Annotated in this window: 11 protein-coding genes; 3 read left to right on the top strand and 8 right to left on the bottom strand. The window is 69.9% G+C overall.

All coding sequences use genetic code 11. The features are described 5' to 3' along the window. Positions 1-26 precede the first annotated feature (26 nt). From ACZ6Z4_RS07505 to ACZ6Z4_RS07515, 3 genes are all read right to left on the bottom strand, one after another. On the bottom strand, positions 27-3,803 hold the full coding sequence (locus tag ACZ6Z4_RS07505; protein ID WP_465559289.1) for an endo-alpha-N-acetylgalactosaminidase family protein: 3,777 nt from the start codon (positions 3,801-3,803) through the stop codon (positions 27-29). 96 nt (positions 3,804-3,899) lie between these two features. Continuing rightward, a complete protein-coding gene (gene fahA, locus ACZ6Z4_RS07510) occupies positions 3,900-5,105 on the bottom strand; it encodes a fumarylacetoacetase (RefSeq protein WP_465559292.1) in 1,206 nt (401 codons plus the stop codon). Continuing rightward, positions 5,102-5,959, bottom strand: coding sequence for a hypothetical protein (locus ACZ6Z4_RS07515; RefSeq protein WP_465559295.1), 858 nt, complete (start codon positions 5,957-5,959; stop codon positions 5,102-5,104). Before ACZ6Z4_RS07515 ends, fahA begins: the two co-directional genes overlap by 4 nt. 73 nt (positions 5,960-6,032) lie before the next feature. Here ACZ6Z4_RS07515 and ACZ6Z4_RS07520 point away from each other — a divergent pair, with 73 nt between their 5' ends. Beyond that, positions 6,033-7,223 carry a homogentisate 1,2-dioxygenase gene (locus ACZ6Z4_RS07520; RefSeq protein WP_465560609.1) on the top strand — a complete coding sequence of 397 codons (1,191 nt, stop codon included), beginning with the start codon at positions 6,033-6,035 and terminating at the stop codon, positions 7,221-7,223. Between the two features lie 360 nt (positions 7,224-7,583). Here ACZ6Z4_RS07520 and ACZ6Z4_RS07525 read toward each other — a convergent pair whose 3' ends face one another. Then, complete coding sequence (locus tag ACZ6Z4_RS07525; RefSeq protein WP_465559298.1) at positions 7,584-8,411, bottom strand: hypothetical protein; 828 nt, start codon at positions 8,409-8,411, stop codon at positions 7,584-7,586. After that, positions 8,408-8,902, bottom strand: coding sequence for a SigE family RNA polymerase sigma factor (locus ACZ6Z4_RS07530; protein ID WP_465559300.1), 495 nt, complete (start codon positions 8,900-8,902; stop codon positions 8,408-8,410). Before ACZ6Z4_RS07530 ends, ACZ6Z4_RS07525 begins: the two co-directional genes overlap by 4 nt. A 126-nt stretch (positions 8,903-9,028) precedes the next feature. Here ACZ6Z4_RS07530 and ACZ6Z4_RS07535 point away from each other — a divergent pair, with 126 nt between their 5' ends. Continuing rightward, the gene (locus tag ACZ6Z4_RS07535; protein WP_465559303.1) at positions 9,029-9,655 is read left to right on the top strand and encodes a hypothetical protein; all 627 of its coding nucleotides are present in this window, start codon (positions 9,029-9,031) and stop codon (positions 9,653-9,655) included. A gap of 4 nt (positions 9,656-9,659) precedes the next feature. Here ACZ6Z4_RS07535 and ACZ6Z4_RS07540 read toward each other — a convergent pair whose 3' ends face one another. Continuing rightward, on the bottom strand, positions 9,660-10,439 hold the full coding sequence (locus ACZ6Z4_RS07540) for a polysaccharide deacetylase family protein (RefSeq protein ID WP_465559306.1): 780 nt from the start codon (positions 10,437-10,439) through the stop codon (positions 9,660-9,662). Between the two features lie 103 nt (positions 10,440-10,542). Between ACZ6Z4_RS07540 and ACZ6Z4_RS07545 the strand changes: the two genes are divergently transcribed. Beyond that, entirely contained in the window at positions 10,543-12,399 is a 1,857-nt protein-coding gene (locus tag ACZ6Z4_RS07545) for a bifunctional metallophosphatase/5'-nucleotidase (RefSeq protein ID WP_465559311.1), read from the top strand. Here the strand turns inward: ACZ6Z4_RS07545 and ACZ6Z4_RS07550 are convergent. Together ACZ6Z4_RS07550 and ACZ6Z4_RS07555 are read right to left on the bottom strand one after the other, a co-directional pair. Further along, positions 12,390-12,617 (bottom strand): PLD nuclease N-terminal domain-containing protein, encoded by a 228-nt coding sequence (locus ACZ6Z4_RS07550; protein ID WP_465559314.1) that lies wholly within the window; start codon positions 12,615-12,617, stop codon positions 12,390-12,392. The two genes, ACZ6Z4_RS07545 and ACZ6Z4_RS07550, sit on opposite strands and share 10 nt — an antisense overlap. Further along, on the bottom strand, positions 12,614-14,107 hold the full coding sequence (locus ACZ6Z4_RS07555) for a M1 family metallopeptidase (RefSeq protein WP_465559317.1): 1,494 nt from the start codon (positions 14,105-14,107) through the stop codon (positions 12,614-12,616). Before ACZ6Z4_RS07555 ends, ACZ6Z4_RS07550 begins: the two co-directional genes overlap by 4 nt. Positions 14,108-14,122 lie beyond the last annotated feature (15 nt).

Raw genomic sequence — 14,122 nt, forward strand, 5'->3', positions numbered from 1 at the left:
GGAGAGGTGGTGCCGCTGTCGTCGTACTAGTGGGTGCCGTAGACGTTCAGCTCGGCGGCGGAGCCGAAGACCGCGCCGTTGAGCGAGCTGGTGCCGACGAACTTCACGTACCGGCCTTCCTCGGCCGGGAACTCCAGCTTCTGGAGCGCCGTGCTGTTCGGGAACTCACCGGTCTTCACCGGCGGACCCCAGTTCTGGCCGTCGGTGCTGACGTACAGCTCGTAGCCCTTGAACATCCCGTTGGTCCCGCTCTGCCGCGGCAGGTAGCTGAAGCCGTCCACCGCGTACGACGAGCCGAGGTCGAGCGTGATGTGGTGCGGGAACGTCGCCGGGGTGGGGACCTCGGACCAGGCCGAGTGCCACAGCGTGGACGGGTTGCCGTCGAGCGCGTCGACGGCCGGGCCGCCGGTGGCGACGTCCTCGCTGGAGACGTCGGCGACCTTGATCCGCGACTGCGGGACGATGCCCGGCGGGAGCAGGGTCGCCTCCGCGGCGGTGGTCGCGCGGCCGCCGGTCGCGGTCAGCGGGTACTCGCCCTCCGGCGTACCGGCGGGTGGGGTGACCGCGAACGTCGTGCTCACCTCGGTGCCGGCGGCAACCGATGCGTGGGTCGCCGGGGTGGTCGCCTCGACGGTCCAGCCCTCAGGGGCCTGCAGGGCCAGGGTGATGTTCTGCGCGGCGACCGTGTCGTTGTTGGTGAAGGTCGCGGTGACGTTGTTGGCCTCGCCGGAGACCAGGCCGTTGACGCCGCTGATCGCCAGCGACGTGCAGTCGGCGGCCTCGGACGACTTGCCGAGATCTTGGACGGCGAAGTCGTCCATCACGAAGTCCGCCTGGTCGCCGCCGCTGGACAGCTTGCGCAGGCCGACCCAGTAGTCGCCGCCACAGCCGGCCACGAACTCCTGATCGAAGGTCGCCTTCGTCCGCTGCGCGCCGATCGGAGTCGACTTCACCTCGACCGACGCCGGCCGGTCGACGCCCTGCACCCAGGTGTACTGCCCGGCCTGACCGCTCGCGTAGTCGAAGCTCACCTTGTACTTGTGGCCGGGCGTGAACGGCACCGTCGCGGGCGTCGTCCGGTAGACCACGCCCTCGTTCTCCTCGTGCGACTTCAGCGACCACTCGCCGTCGAGCACGTCGTCGACGAGCTTGCCGTTCCAGCCGGCCTGCGTGTACGGCGCGTGCTTGCGGGCGAGCACCGTCCGCGGGTCGGTCGTGCCGCCCGCGTCACCCTTCACGAACGGTCCCCAGCCCTGGTCGACGTTCTCGAAGTCGTCGACCAGCCCGGCGGCCGGGCGCTCGGTCTCCACGACCCGGACGTCGTCGACCCGGACTCTGGCCGAGCCGGCGGCCGCGGCGACGGTCAGGTCCGTGCTGTTGCCGGTGGCATCGAAGACGACGCGGACGCGCTGGTAGTAGGCGCCGCTCTTGTCGTCCGAGGCGACCTGGTTCTGCGCGGTCGAGCGGGTGATCGTGTTGCTGACCCCGCCCGCGCTGATCGTCGTACGGCGTGACTTGCCGGGCTCGACCTCGACCCAGGCGGAGGCGCTGTAGGTCTTGCCGCGGGTCAGGCCGGTGATCCGCTGCTTGAGCGCGGTCGGCTCGGGACCGAGTACGGCGACGTGCTGACCGTTGCTGAGGGCGTCGATCTTGGCGTAGCCGGTCGGGCTCCAGGCCTTCAGGTCGCCGGCGTTGAAACCGGGGTCCTTGAGGTGGCTGCCCTCACCCCAGTTCGCGGCGGGCTGCTGCGGCGCCTTGTCGGGGTACAGGACGTACGGCTGGCCGGCGACGGCGTCGAGAGTGACCACGCCCTTGCGGACCGGCGCCGTGGTGACCTTCACGCGACCGGTGTCGGTCAGCTTGTAGACGGTGAACTTGGTGGTGCTCGCCAGTGCGGCCGGGACGCGCCAAGCGGTCAGGCCGCCGCCGGGGTTGTAGTGGTAGAGCTTCTTGCTGCCGTCCCAGGGGAGCAGGTACTTGTCGCCGTCGAGGACCTTGGCGTCACCGACGTACAGGGCGCGCTTGCCGTTCTCGACCGCGCCGCGGACGTTGCCGGTGAAGCGGATGTCGGCTGCGTTCCAGTCGGTGATCTTCTGCTGCTGCAGGAACTTGGCCGGCAGGTTGTGCTGCCAGATGTTGGCGTAGAACTTGTTCCAGTCGTTCTCACCGGTCCAGCCCTCGAACTCGACCAGCGAGCTCTGGCCGAGGATCGGGTCGGCGTTCCAGACGTCCTTCTCGTGGTTGCGGACGAACCGGATGATCTGGCTGTTCAGGCCCTTGTTCGTCGCGCCGCCGTAGTCGAGGTCGTTGGCCCAGTGCGACCACAGCGAGGTGCGCTCGTGCCGGTCGGCCCACTCGGTGGCGATCTGCCAGCCCTGCCCGGCGAGCTGCCGGGTCAGGCCGTCGGCCAGCCAGCCGGACTGGTAGTAGACGTCGATGTACAGCTCCTGCAGGTTCTGGTCGGTCTCGTCGCGGAGCTGCTGGAACCGCTTCACGATGTTGCCGGAGGCAAGATCCGGGCGCTGCTTGATGTAGTAGCTCTGGTTCAGCCAGTTCCAGCCCTTGCTGGACTTGTCGACCAGGTCCTCGCTGAACGCGTTCGCCTCGGGGTACGACTCGGTCGCGTTGACGTGGACGCCGAACGCGGCGTTCCAGCCCTTGCCCTTCTTCAGCAGCGTGTTCAGGTCGGCCAGGCCGCCGGCGCGGGTGTTGTAGTTGCCGCCGTAGTCCGGGTGCGCCGAGTCGTGGCCCTCCGAGCCGTAGCCCTTGAGCAGCGCCAGCTGGCCGAGGCCGTCGGTGGCCAGCGAGATCCGCTTCACGTCGTCGAGGGTGCGCAGGAACGGGTGCGTGGCCTGGCTGGCGAAGTTGAACGGGATGTGGGTGACCACCCGGTCCTTGACCAGGTCGCCGCCCTTCGGCTCGGTCATGATCGCGCGGAAGGCGAGGGCGCCGTCCTGCCAGTCGACGGTCCGGTCCTTGTTCGCGTCCGGGGTGACGACGACCTTGGCCCAGGGCAGCGGCTCGGTGTACGGCGAGGTGTCGGCGCGGTAGGTCCACTGACCGCTCCAGACACCGACACGGGTGCTGCCGTCGGCGCTCTTGCGCGCGCGGTGCCAGAACCGGGCACCGTCGTCGGAGGTCGCGCCCGACGGCTTGTCGTACGTCGAGTTGGACTCGATCCCGGCGGCCAGACCGCTGGTGTTCACGAAGGCGTACGACGCTCCGGTGGGGGCGGCCTCGGCGGGCGTGGCGGCGGTGACCGGGGTGATCTTGTCGGCAGTGCGGGTGGAGTCGGGGTCGAGGGTGGTGAACGCGGTGGTCGCGCCGGGTTCGGTGCTCGCGACCGAGACGAGGTCGTGGTCGGGGATGTCGATGGTGCCGACGCGGGTGGTGGCGGTGTCGTGGACCGCGTCGATGGCGAAGGTGGTGACGCGGCCGGAGAGGGCGAGGCTCGCGTCGAGCTCGACGCCGGGGAGGTCGTCGAAAGTCAGCTGGTAGGTCGCTTTGTTGCTGCTGACGGTCGGCGGCCTGCTCAGGTGGGCTTTGCGGGGCGTGCCGTTGATGGCGATCGTCGAGATCGCGTCCGGCTGGCCGCCGAGCGTGCGCCCGGTGGCGTTGTCGGCGTACTGGACGACACGTGGGAAGTCATCGGCGACGGTCACGGTCAGCTCGGGCGACGAGAGAAGCAACCGACCGGTTGGTTGCACGGAAGGTGAGCTGACGGCGCCGGCGGACGGCGCCGCCAGCAGCGCCGCGGTCAGCGCGAGAGCGGCGGTAGCGGCCGCGGGACGAATGGGAATCACGAGCGCACTCCTCGGACGACGGGCGGGTCGTCGAGGATTCTGTGCTCAAGATCGAGCAGTAGTCAATAGAAACGAACAGCTATGAACAGCTTTTGTTCAGTTTCGCGCAGGAGCGATCCGCCCGGAGACCTCGCCGAGCCCGATCCAGCGCCCGTCCGCGGCCGTCGCCCAGCCCGTGATCGTCACCTCGTCACCGTCCTGCAGGAACGTCCGCTCCTCGCCGTTCACCAGGATCGGCTCCCGCCCACCCCAGCTCAGCTCGATGAACGACCCGCGCTGGTCCTTCTCCGGCCCGCTGACCGTCCCCGACGCGAACAGATCGCCGGTCCGCACCGACGCGCCGTTGACCGAGAGGTGCGCGAGCATCTGCGCCGGCGACCAGTACATCCCCCGGTACGGCGGGCTGCTGACCAGTTGCCCGTTCCAGCGCACCTCGAAGGTGATGTCCGGGTTCGTGAGCCGCTCGCTCGCCAGGTACGGCAGCACCGGCGGGTCCTGCTTCGTGAGCGGAACGGCCGCGTCCTTGAGCGCCTCCAGTGACACCACCCACGGCGAGATCGACGTCGCGAACGACTTGCCGAGGAACGGCCCGAGCGGCACGTACTCCCACGCCTGCAGGTCGCGCGCCGACCAGTCGTTGACCAGCACCACGCCGTACACGTGCTCCTCGAACGCGTCGACGGCGACCGCCTCACCGAGCGCGGACGGCGTACCGACGACGAAGCCGAGCTCGACCTCGATGTCGAGTCGCTGCGACGGCCCGTACGACGGCACCGTCTCGGTCGGTGGTTTGCGCTGTCCCGAGGGGCGGACGATGTCGGTGCCGCTGGCAACGACCGTGCCGCCCCGGCCGTGGTAGCCGACCGGGAGGTGCTTCCAGTTCGGCAACAGGGGTTCGGAATCGGGGCGGAACAGGCGGCCGAGGTTGGTCGCGTGCATCTCCGAGGCGTAGAAGTCGACGTAGTCGGCGACCTCGAACGGGAGCAGCATCGTGACCGTGTCGCGCGGGATCAGGTGCGGCTCGACGGCGTCGCGGTTGTTCTCGTTGCGGAGCAGGTCGAGCAGCCACTCGCGGGTCGCCGTCCAGGCCGGGCGGCCGAGCGCGAGGAACGCGTTCAGCGTCGGCTGGTTGAACAGCTGCGAACCGTCCAGCATCTGCGCCGACGCGACCGGCGCCAGGTCGATCAGGTGGTCGCCGATCGCGGCGCCGATCCGCGGCTCCTCGTCGCCGAGCCGGAACACCCCGAGCGGCAGGTTGTCCGCGCCGAACGGCGTACCAGTGGGCAGGTCGATCCAGGTCACAGTGCCTCCGGGGCGATGAGTCCGAGCGTCTTCAGGTCGTCGTACGGCTCGGTGATGCTGCAGGACCCGTACGACGTGAACCAGCGGCGGGCGCTGTCGGCCTGCTGGTCGGTCAGGGCCTGGGCCTGAGTGGCGAGCTTGCTGCCGTCGCGCTCGTCGAGCAGCGCCTGCAGGTCGTCGAAGCCGGCGCCGTCGAGCGAGGCCCGGGTGGCGAGCAGCACGTTGAGGAAGCCGTGGTGCTCGAAACCGGTGTCGGCCGCGGTGTGCCGGACGGCGTTGTGCAGGCCCGCGGTGCACTTGAACGCGACCTCGCGGTCGAGGCAGGCGGTGATGAACGCGGCGACCTGGCCCGAGGTCGGGAACAGTGCCGCGTCGAGGCCGCCGGTGCGGAGCTTGGCGGCGTACCCGGCGTCGGCGACGACGTCGAGCGCGCGCTCCCAGGCGCCGTCCAGGCCGATCTCGACGAACGCGTTCTCGTCGTCGAGACAGTCGTCGCAGGCGCGAACGACGCGCAGCGCGTTGCGGGACAGGTCGTCCTCGTCGCGGAGGCGGACCTCGATCGCCTGGACGGTGAGGTCGGGGGAGCGGTCGCCGTACCGGACCGCGGGCTCGATGCCGCCGGCGCCGCCGGTGATGACGACGCTCACTTTCAGGGGAGTTTCGCCTGCTCTTGCTGCTTCGGCGACCTTCATCAGGTCCTCGTCGGAGGTGACGAAGGTGCCGACCAGACCGGCGTACCCGGCGCTTTGGTGCGCCCGGTGCGCGGGCACGGCGTCGGGCAGTGGCAGGTTCCCCGGCGGGAACATCGAGGCGTCGTCGACCAGGTGCCGGAACAGCGCGGGGACGGTTGACATGGCCCCGAGCCTAACGGATGCTTTCGGTGAGCGGACACATGCGTCCGATAAACGTACTCTGGATGGGATGATCATGGCGCACTACCGGCAGGTCGGGCAGGTCCCGCCGAAGCGGCACACCCAGTTCCGCAAGCCGGACGGCGGCCTGTACTACGAGGAGCTGATGGGCGAGGAAGGCTTCTCGTCCGACTCGTCGCTGCTCTACCACGCCGGCGTCCCGTCCGCGATCGTCGACAGCCAGGTCTGGGACCTCCCCGACCTCGCGACCGTCGCCAACCACCCGCTCACGCCGCGGCACCTCAAGCTGCACGACCTCTTCCCGTCGGCGGCCGGTTCGAACGTCGTCGAGCACCGCCGCCTCGTCCTCGGCAACGGCGACGTCCGGATCTCGTACGCCGTCGCGGCCGAGCCCTCGCCGTACTACCGCAACGCCATCGGCGACGAGTGCGTGTACGTCGAGAAGGGCTCCGCGACGGTCGAGACCGTCTTCGGGGTGCTCGAGGCCCGCGAAGGCGACTACGTGCTGATCCCGCGCGCGACGACGCACCGCTGGCTGCCCGGTCCTGACGGTGTGCACGCTTACTGCATCGAGGCCAACAGCCACATCGCCCCGCCCAAGCGCTACCTGTCGAGGTACGGCCAGTTCCTCGAGCACGCGCCGTACTGCGAACGCGACCTCGTCACGCCCTCCGCGGTCTGGACCGTCGAGGGCACGGACGTCGAGGTCCTGGTCAAACACCGAGGCAACGGCCCCTCCGGCATCGTCGGCTCCCGGATGACCTACGCCACCCACCCCTTCGACGTCGTCGGCTGGGACGGCTGCCTCTACCCGTACACCTTCAACGTCAGCGACTTCGAACCCATCACCGGCCGCATCCACCAGCCGCCACCGGTCCACCAGGTCTTCGAAGGCCACAACTTCGTCATCTGCAACTTCGTCCCCCGCAAGGTCGACTACCACCCGCTGTCCGTCCCCGTCCCCTACTACCACTCGAACGTCGACTCCGACGAAGTCATGTTCTACTGCGGCGGCGACTACGAAGCCCGCAAGGGCTCCGGCATCGGCCTCGGCTCCATCTCCCTCCACCCCGGCGGCTACGCCCACGGCCCCCAACCGTCCGCCATCGAAGCGTCGTTGGGCGCCGAATCCTTCGAAGAACTGGCCGTCATGGTCGACACCTTCCGCCCCTTGGAACTCGGCGAAGCCGGCCGCGCAGCCGACGACGGCGTCTACGCCTGGACCTGGTCCGGCCGCCGCCTCTGACCCACGCAGGCCCGAATGAGGGCGGACGTGCACCACCGTCCAACCCCCCGCGACGAGCGGTTCGGCGCGCTTGCTGAGCGTGAAGTCGCGCTCGCCGCGGTGGTTAGTGGGTGGTGGGCGTCCGCGGATCCGCGATGCGACGCCCACCACTGACCAACCCCCGCGACAAGCAGATCCAGCGGGCTGGCTGAGCGTGGAGACAGGCGCCGGGTGCTGCTTGGTCAGTGGTGGGTGTCGGCCTCAGGCCAGCGCGTCGGCGATCTCGAACGGGCTGCCGCACGATAGGCAGGTGGTGCCGCCGAAGAGGTGGTGGAGTTGGGCCCAGTCGGTCATGAGGAGTGATCCAAGTAGGCCGGACCCTCACTCGCCGATCTTGAGTTTCTCCGACGTTGCCAGTTCCGCCAGTTGCTCGGTTGTGAAGATCGGTGAGGTCAGCGCCGGGTACTTCGGGTTGTCGGACTTTCGCGACTGGGAGACGTGGACGACCGTGCCGTCCGGGTGGCGGTAGGCGGCCCACTGGTCGCCGGACTTCGTGGTGAGGACGCCGACTTTCTGGCCGTTGAGGTCGACGACCGTGCAGGTGCCCGAGTCGGCGCGTTGGACGAGCTTGCACGGTGCGGTGGCGGGTTTGCCGTCGGGGGTGGTCGACTGGGCCAGGAGTGTGCCTACGCGGTTGGCCTGTTGGACGGGGATGAGGGCTCGGTACTCCCAGTAGTCCTGTTCGCCGTTGTTCGACGCGTACTGGGTCTGGGGCCAGCGCATCGCGCGGCCGCCGGGGTACTCGAGGTCCGGGGTGGTGAAGGCCCGCGGGACCAAGGAGCTGAGGTCGTTCATCAGGGTGACCGAGCGGTCGGCGCGGGGGCCGGTGGTGGCGGTGCGGTCGGACTGGCCTTCGGGCCAGGGGTCGTTGGACTTGCGGGTGGTCGGCGGGATGGTGGACTTCGGCTGGACGGTTGCGCTGGGGCCGCCGACGACCATCTGGTCCGCCGAGGTGTGGTTGGTGAGCAGGACAGGGCCCGCGACCCCGCCCGCGACCAGGGTGACGGCGGCGGCTGTGGCCCAGGCCGCCGTACGGCGCTTGCGCGCTCGGCGAGCCTGCTCGAGGGCAGACCCAGGGTCCATCGACGGCGGTGGTGTGCTGCGGACGAGCACGTCGTGCAGGGCCTCGTGGAGCTCGTCTTCCTTCATCGGACCTTCTCCTCTTCCAGCAGGCTGCGCAGGGTGGCGAGGCCGCGGGCGGCCTGGCTCTTGACGGTTCCGGTGGAGCAGTCGAGCAGGGTGGCGGTCTGCTCGACGGACTGGTCTTCCCAGTACCGCAGGACCAGTACGGCGCGTTGCCGCGGCGGGACCTTGACCAGCGCCTCCAGCAGCACGAGTCGCTCCTCGGGCCGGTCGATCGTCGGCGCTGGGCGCTCGTACGGCGTGGCGTCGACCGACTCGAGGCGGAACCAGCCCCGGCGGCGCTCGGACAGGAACGTCCGGATCAGCGTCTGGCGGGTGTAGTTGTCCATCGCCTCGTGCCGCTGGATCCGGCGCCAGACCAGGTAGATCTTGGTGAAGGTCTGCTGCACCAGGTCCTCGGCGCGGTGCCAGTCGCCGCAGAGCAGGTACGCCGTACCGCGCAGGGCGTCGGAACGGGCCGCGAAGTACGCCTCGAAGGCGGCGTCACGGTCACTCATCTGGGCTCCGATCGTTGGTCTCCTGGATAGTCACGCCGGCGGGGTGCGTTTGGTTGCATCCGCGGCCGGTACCGGTCGCAGAGGTGTCGGCGCGCGAGTGGGCCGGTGGCCTGGGAGGGTAGGGGGATGAGCGAGCAGGTTCCGGTGCAGACGTTCGTGGTCGGCATCGATCGGGGAGCCGTGGAGACGCGGCGCGCGCGGGTGCGGGACGGGCTGCGGCGTGGAGCCTGGGTGACCGGCGGGATCGGGGCCGTGGGCATCGGTGTCGCGGTGTACGCGCTGGTGGCGTTCCAGGGGTCGGGGATGTGGCCGTTCATGCTGCTCCTGATCGCGAGCATGGCGCCGTTGGTCGCGAGTGCGGTGCTGGCGTTGCGGCTGGTGAAGGAGCGGGAGCGGTGGTTCGCGACCAACGAGTTGCAGCCGGTCGCGATGCGGATGTCGCCGAAGGCGCTGGAGCTGGCCTGCGAGGGCGGCTCGTACGCCGTACTGCTGCCGTGGGAGTCGGTCCGCGGGTTCCAGCAGGTGAAGATCTTCGGGCAGTACGTGCTGGAGCTGCGCCTGCAGCGGGGTGTCGGCGCGACGACCGCCGGGGTCCGCGGGCTGGATCAGCCCGCGGTCCGGGTCGTGGTGAAGCCGCACCCGCTGCTGCGGCCGACCGGGATGTTCCCGGTGAACGCGCTCGACCAGCCGGTGCACCTGATCGACCAGGCGCTGCAGCACTTCTCCGGCGGCAAGACCGCCATCCTCAAGTAGCCAGCTAGCAGGGCAGCGAGTGGAACGCGTAGCCCTGCGCGGCGAGCTTGGTGAGCGCCTGGTCGAGCGCCGCGACGGTCTGCGAGCGGTTGCCGCCGCCGTCGTGCATCAGGAAGATCGCGCCGGGCCGCGCGCCGCGGATCAAGGCCCGTTCGATGCGAGCCACGCCGGGCTTCTCCCAGTCGCGGGTGTCGACGTCCCAGAGCACCTGGTGCTGCCCGTACGACGACGCCACCGCCGCGACGTGCGCGTTGGTGTCGCGGAACGGCGGCCGGAAGCACTTCGACTTCACGCCGGTCGAGATCTCCTGCCGCAGCCGCGCGGGGGAGAGCTTGGTGAGCATCGGGTGGTCCCAGGTGTGGTTGCCGATCCGGTGGCCGGCCCGGCGGGTGGTCTCGACCAGCGCGGGGTGCGCGGCGGCCTCGCGGCCGAGGACGAAGAACGTCGCCTTCGCGCGGTGCTTGGCCAGGACCGCGAGGACCTTCGGCGTGTAGACGGGCTGCGGGCCGTCGTCGAAGGTCAGGTACAGCACCTTGCCGCCGGACAGGTTCCAGGTCGCCGGGGGTTTCGTGGCGGTGCGTTGGGTCGTCCGGGTGACCGGCGGTGACTTCTTGCGGGTGGTGACCGGCAGTTGTACGGCGAGCGGCCCGTGCGCGGCGACGGTCCGCAGCGGCGGCGCGGCGACGGTGGCCGGGTGGTCGGAGGGCTGGGCGGCCTGGGCGAGGGCGGCCCCGAGGAGAACGGCAGCGGCGAGCAGCAACTTGCCGGGCGGCGGCACGGGCATGAGCGGCATCCTCTCGCAGTCCCCGGGCCATCCGGGGGTCATCACGGCGCGTGTCGCCCGTATCGTGGCGGGCGTTGTGACCAACGACGCGTGAGGCGGAGAGATGACGGACAACGGTGACCGGACGATGGGCAGGCGCACGATGATCTCGGGCGCGGCGGCGACCGCACTGGTGGCTGCGGGGTACCAGGCGGCACCGGCGTACGCCGGTGAGAACCACGGGCACGGCCACCAGACCGTGCGGCTGAGCGTGCTCGGCACGACCGACCTGCACGGCAACGTCTTCAACTGGGACTACTTCAAGAACGCCGAGTACGACGACTCCGCGCACAACGACATCGGTCTGGCCAAGATCTCCACGCTGGTCAAGGCGGCCCGCGCCGAGATCGCGAAGGACCGGCGCCGCCCGGCCCCGCTGCTGCTCGACGCCGGTGACACCATCCAGGGCACGCCGCTGGCGTACTACTACGCCAAGATCGAGCCGATCACCGGCGGGCACGTGCACCCGATGGCCGCCGCGATGAACGCGATCGGGTACGACGCCGCCGCGCTCGGGAACCACGAGTTCAACTACGGCCTCGACATCCTGCGCAAGTTCCAGCGCCAGCTGCGGTTCCCGCTGCTCGGCGCGAACGCGCAGGACTGGACGACCGGGCTGCCGGTCTTCCCGCCGTACGTGCTGAAGCGGGTGCACGTGCCGGGCGCCGGCCGGCCGATCACGGTCGGCATCCTCGGCCTGACTAACCCCGGCATCGCGATCTGGGACAAGGCGACGGTCGAGAACAAGATCAAGTTCGGCGGCATCGTCGAGCTGGCCGAGTACTGGGTGCCGCGGGTGCGCCGCGCGGGCGCCGACGTCGTGATCGTGTCCGCGCACAGCGGCATCGACCTCAGTTCGTCGTACGGCGACGCGCTGCCGGTCCCGGAGAACGCGGCCGGGCCGATGGCCGAGCAGGTGCCGGGCATCGACGCCGTCCTGGTCGGGCACGCGCACCAGGAGATCGCCGAGCGGTTCGTCACCAACAAGCAGACCGGTGAGCAGGTCGTGCTGGTCGAGCCGCTGAAGTGGGGCATGCGGCTGGCGCAGATCGACCTCGACCTGCAGCAGCAGCGCGGCCGGTGGAAGGTCGTCGCGCGGCACAGCCAGGTGCTGAACGCGAACACCGTCGCGGCCGACCCGAAGGTGGTCCGGCTGCTGCAGAAGGACCACGACCAGGTCGTCGAGTACGTGAACTCCAAGATCGGCACCTGTACGACGGCGATGTCGGCCGCGACGGCGCCCTGGGAGGACACCGCCGCGCTCGACTTCGTGAACTTCGTCCAGGCCGACGCGGTCAGCAAGGCGATCGCAGGTACGCCGGAGGCCGCGCTGCCGGTGCTCGCGATCGCGGCGCCGTTCAACCGCGCGGCGTCGATCCCGGCCGGGGACGTGTCGGTGCGCGACGTCGCCGGGCTGTACATCTTCGACAACACGCTGCTCGCGGTGAAGATGACCGGCGCGCAGGTGCAGGAGTACCTGGAGTTCAGCGCGCAGTACTTCAAGCAGGTCAGCGGCACCGGGCCGTTCACGCCCGACCAGGTGACGAACGCGCCGACCCCGACCGCGCCGACCGGCACGCCGGACTACAACTACGACATCCTCGGCGGGCTCACCAAGCCGCTGGTCTACCGGATCGACATCGCGAAGCCGGCCGGCTCGCGGATCACCGGCCTGTCGTACGACGGTACGCCGGTGGCCGCGGACCAGGAGTTCGTCGTTGCCGTCAACAACTACCGCCAGTCGGGCGGCGGCAACTTCCCGCACGTGTCGAAGGCGCCGGTGCTGTACAACCAGCAGGTCGAGATCCGCCAGCTGATGATCGACTACGTGACCGCGACGGGCTCGGTCGACCCGGCGGTGTTCGCGACGACGGACTGGGCGCTGGTCTCGAACGGCGCGCCGATCGTCGTTCAGGCGTAGGCGCTGCGCTTGCCGAACAGGAACCAGAGCACGCTGCCGACGAACGGGGCGGCGATGATGAAGACCAGCCAGACGATCTTCATCCCGCCGCCCTGCGGCGCGGTCAGCGAGCTCCACAGTGCGCCGAGCACGAGCAGTGCGTACGCCGCGATGATCGCGATGATCCCCGCGCCGCCGAGGACGCCGAGGGTGTCGTCGGACAGGGCGAAGCTGGTCATTTCGGGGACTTCCAATCCGGGTGGCCGGGCATCGCCGGCGTGGTCGGGGAGTAGAGCCAGGCGTCGAAGTACGCCGTGAGGTCGCGGCCGGACACCTGGTTGGCGACCGCGACGTAGTCGGCGGTCGTGGCGACGCCGTCGCGGTAGCGGTCGTAGAAGGTCTGCTCGATCCGGCGGAAGGTAGCGTCACCGACCAGCGTGTTCAGCCCGACGAGCACCAGCTGACCCGGTACGTCGGTGTCGAACAGCACCGACCCCGAGTTCTTCAGCCGCCCGGCCGGACCGGCCGAGGTGCGGGTCTTCTGGTCGGCTTCGTAGAGACTGCGCAGCTCGGCGCCGAAGTCGATGAAGCCGCGGGCGGCGGCGTACTTGCGTTCGTAGTACCGCGCGTGGCCCTCGCTCAGCCACATGTCGTCCCAGTTGCGGATGGCAACGGAGTCGCCGAAGTACTGGTGGGCCATCTCGTGCACGAGGGTCGGTGCCTCGTCCTTGGGCGGTAGCGACAGGCCCGCGCCGAACGTCGACAGCGTCGCGGTCTCCAGGGCGACGCCGTTGTAGCCGCTCATCAGGCCGAGGACGCCGTACTTCTCGTACGGGAACGGCCGGCCGATCTGCTTCTCGAGCCACGCCAGCTGCGCGGGGGTCTCGCGGGCGGTCAGTTCCATCGCGGCGGAGTAGTCCTTGCCGTCGGGAGCCTTCGCCAGCGCGACGTAGCTGCGGACGGGCAGCCCGTGCGGCCCGATTTGCTTGATCTCGCGGAAGCGGCCGACGGCGAGCGGCAGCACGTCGGGCTTGATCGGGTGGTCGGTCCGGTAGACCCAGGTGGTCTCGCCGCCGTGCTGGTACGACGCCAGCAGGCGGCCCGCCGACAGCGCGGTCCGATCGCTCGGCGTGGTCAGGCGGACGGTGTAGCGGGCCTTGTCGCTCGGGTGGTCGTTCGACGGGAAGAACTGGTGGGCGCGGTTCGGCTGACCCATCGTCGCGAAGCCGTCGGGGGTGTTCACCCAGGCCTCGATCGGCCAGTCGACGCCGGGCGGGAGATTGGTGCCGGGCGGTGCCGGGTTCTTCGAGCGGTCGGCGACGTAGTCGATCTTCACCGCGAAGTACGCGCCGCGTGGGACGGCGGCGGTGATGATCAGCTTCTCGTTCACGGGGTCGAGGCGGAACGCGACCGTGCGGCCGTCGACGCGGACCGCCTTGATCTGCTGGGCGACGGAGTCGAGGCTGAACGACGAGAGGGCCTGGGTCGCGCGAGCGCGGATGGTCACGGAGGCGGCCATCGTGGTCCGGTCGGGCTGGTAGCGCAGGCTCAGGTCGTAGTCCTGGACGTCGTAGCCGCCGTTGCCGAGGGTGGGGAAGAGCCGGTCGCCGATGCTGTGGGCGCCCGGAGCGCCGTGGGCTTCGGGAGAGGCGGCGACTGCTGTCGTGGCCGTCAGGCTCAGCCCGATGGTTGCCGCCAGCAACGCCGTGATGCGGTGAGGGGTGAACATGAGTTCACTCTGTCA

The organism is Kribbella sp. NPDC104740, from assembly GCF_055583505.1.

Coding starts and splice junctions, on each gene's coding strand:
- ACZ6Z4_RS07555 (WP_465559317.1), bottom strand. CDS start 14,107: ATGTTCACCCCTCACCGCATCACGGCGTTGCTGGCGGCAACCATCGGG.
- ACZ6Z4_RS07545 (WP_465559311.1), top strand. CDS start 10,543: ATGACGGACAACGGTGACCGGACGATGGGCAGGCGCACGATGATCTCG.
- ACZ6Z4_RS07535 (WP_465559303.1), top strand. CDS start 9,029: ATGAGCGAGCAGGTTCCGGTGCAGACGTTCGTGGTCGGCATCGATCGG.
- ACZ6Z4_RS07540 (WP_465559306.1), bottom strand. CDS start 10,439: ATGCCCGTGCCGCCGCCCGGCAAGTTGCTGCTCGCCGCTGCCGTTCTC.
- ACZ6Z4_RS07530 (WP_465559300.1), bottom strand. CDS start 8,902: ATGAGTGACCGTGACGCCGCCTTCGAGGCGTACTTCGCGGCCCGTTCC.
- ACZ6Z4_RS07550 (WP_465559314.1), bottom strand. CDS start 12,617: ATGACCAGCTTCGCCCTGTCCGACGACACCCTCGGCGTCCTCGGCGGC.
- ACZ6Z4_RS07515 (WP_465559295.1), bottom strand. CDS start 5,959: ATGTCAACCGTCCCCGCGCTGTTCCGGCACCTGGTCGACGACGCCTCG.
- ACZ6Z4_RS07520 (WP_465560609.1), top strand. CDS start 6,033: ATGGCGCACTACCGGCAGGTCGGGCAGGTCCCGCCGAAGCGGCACACC.
- ACZ6Z4_RS07525 (WP_465559298.1), bottom strand. CDS start 8,411: ATGAAGGAAGACGAGCTCCACGAGGCCCTGCACGACGTGCTCGTCCGC.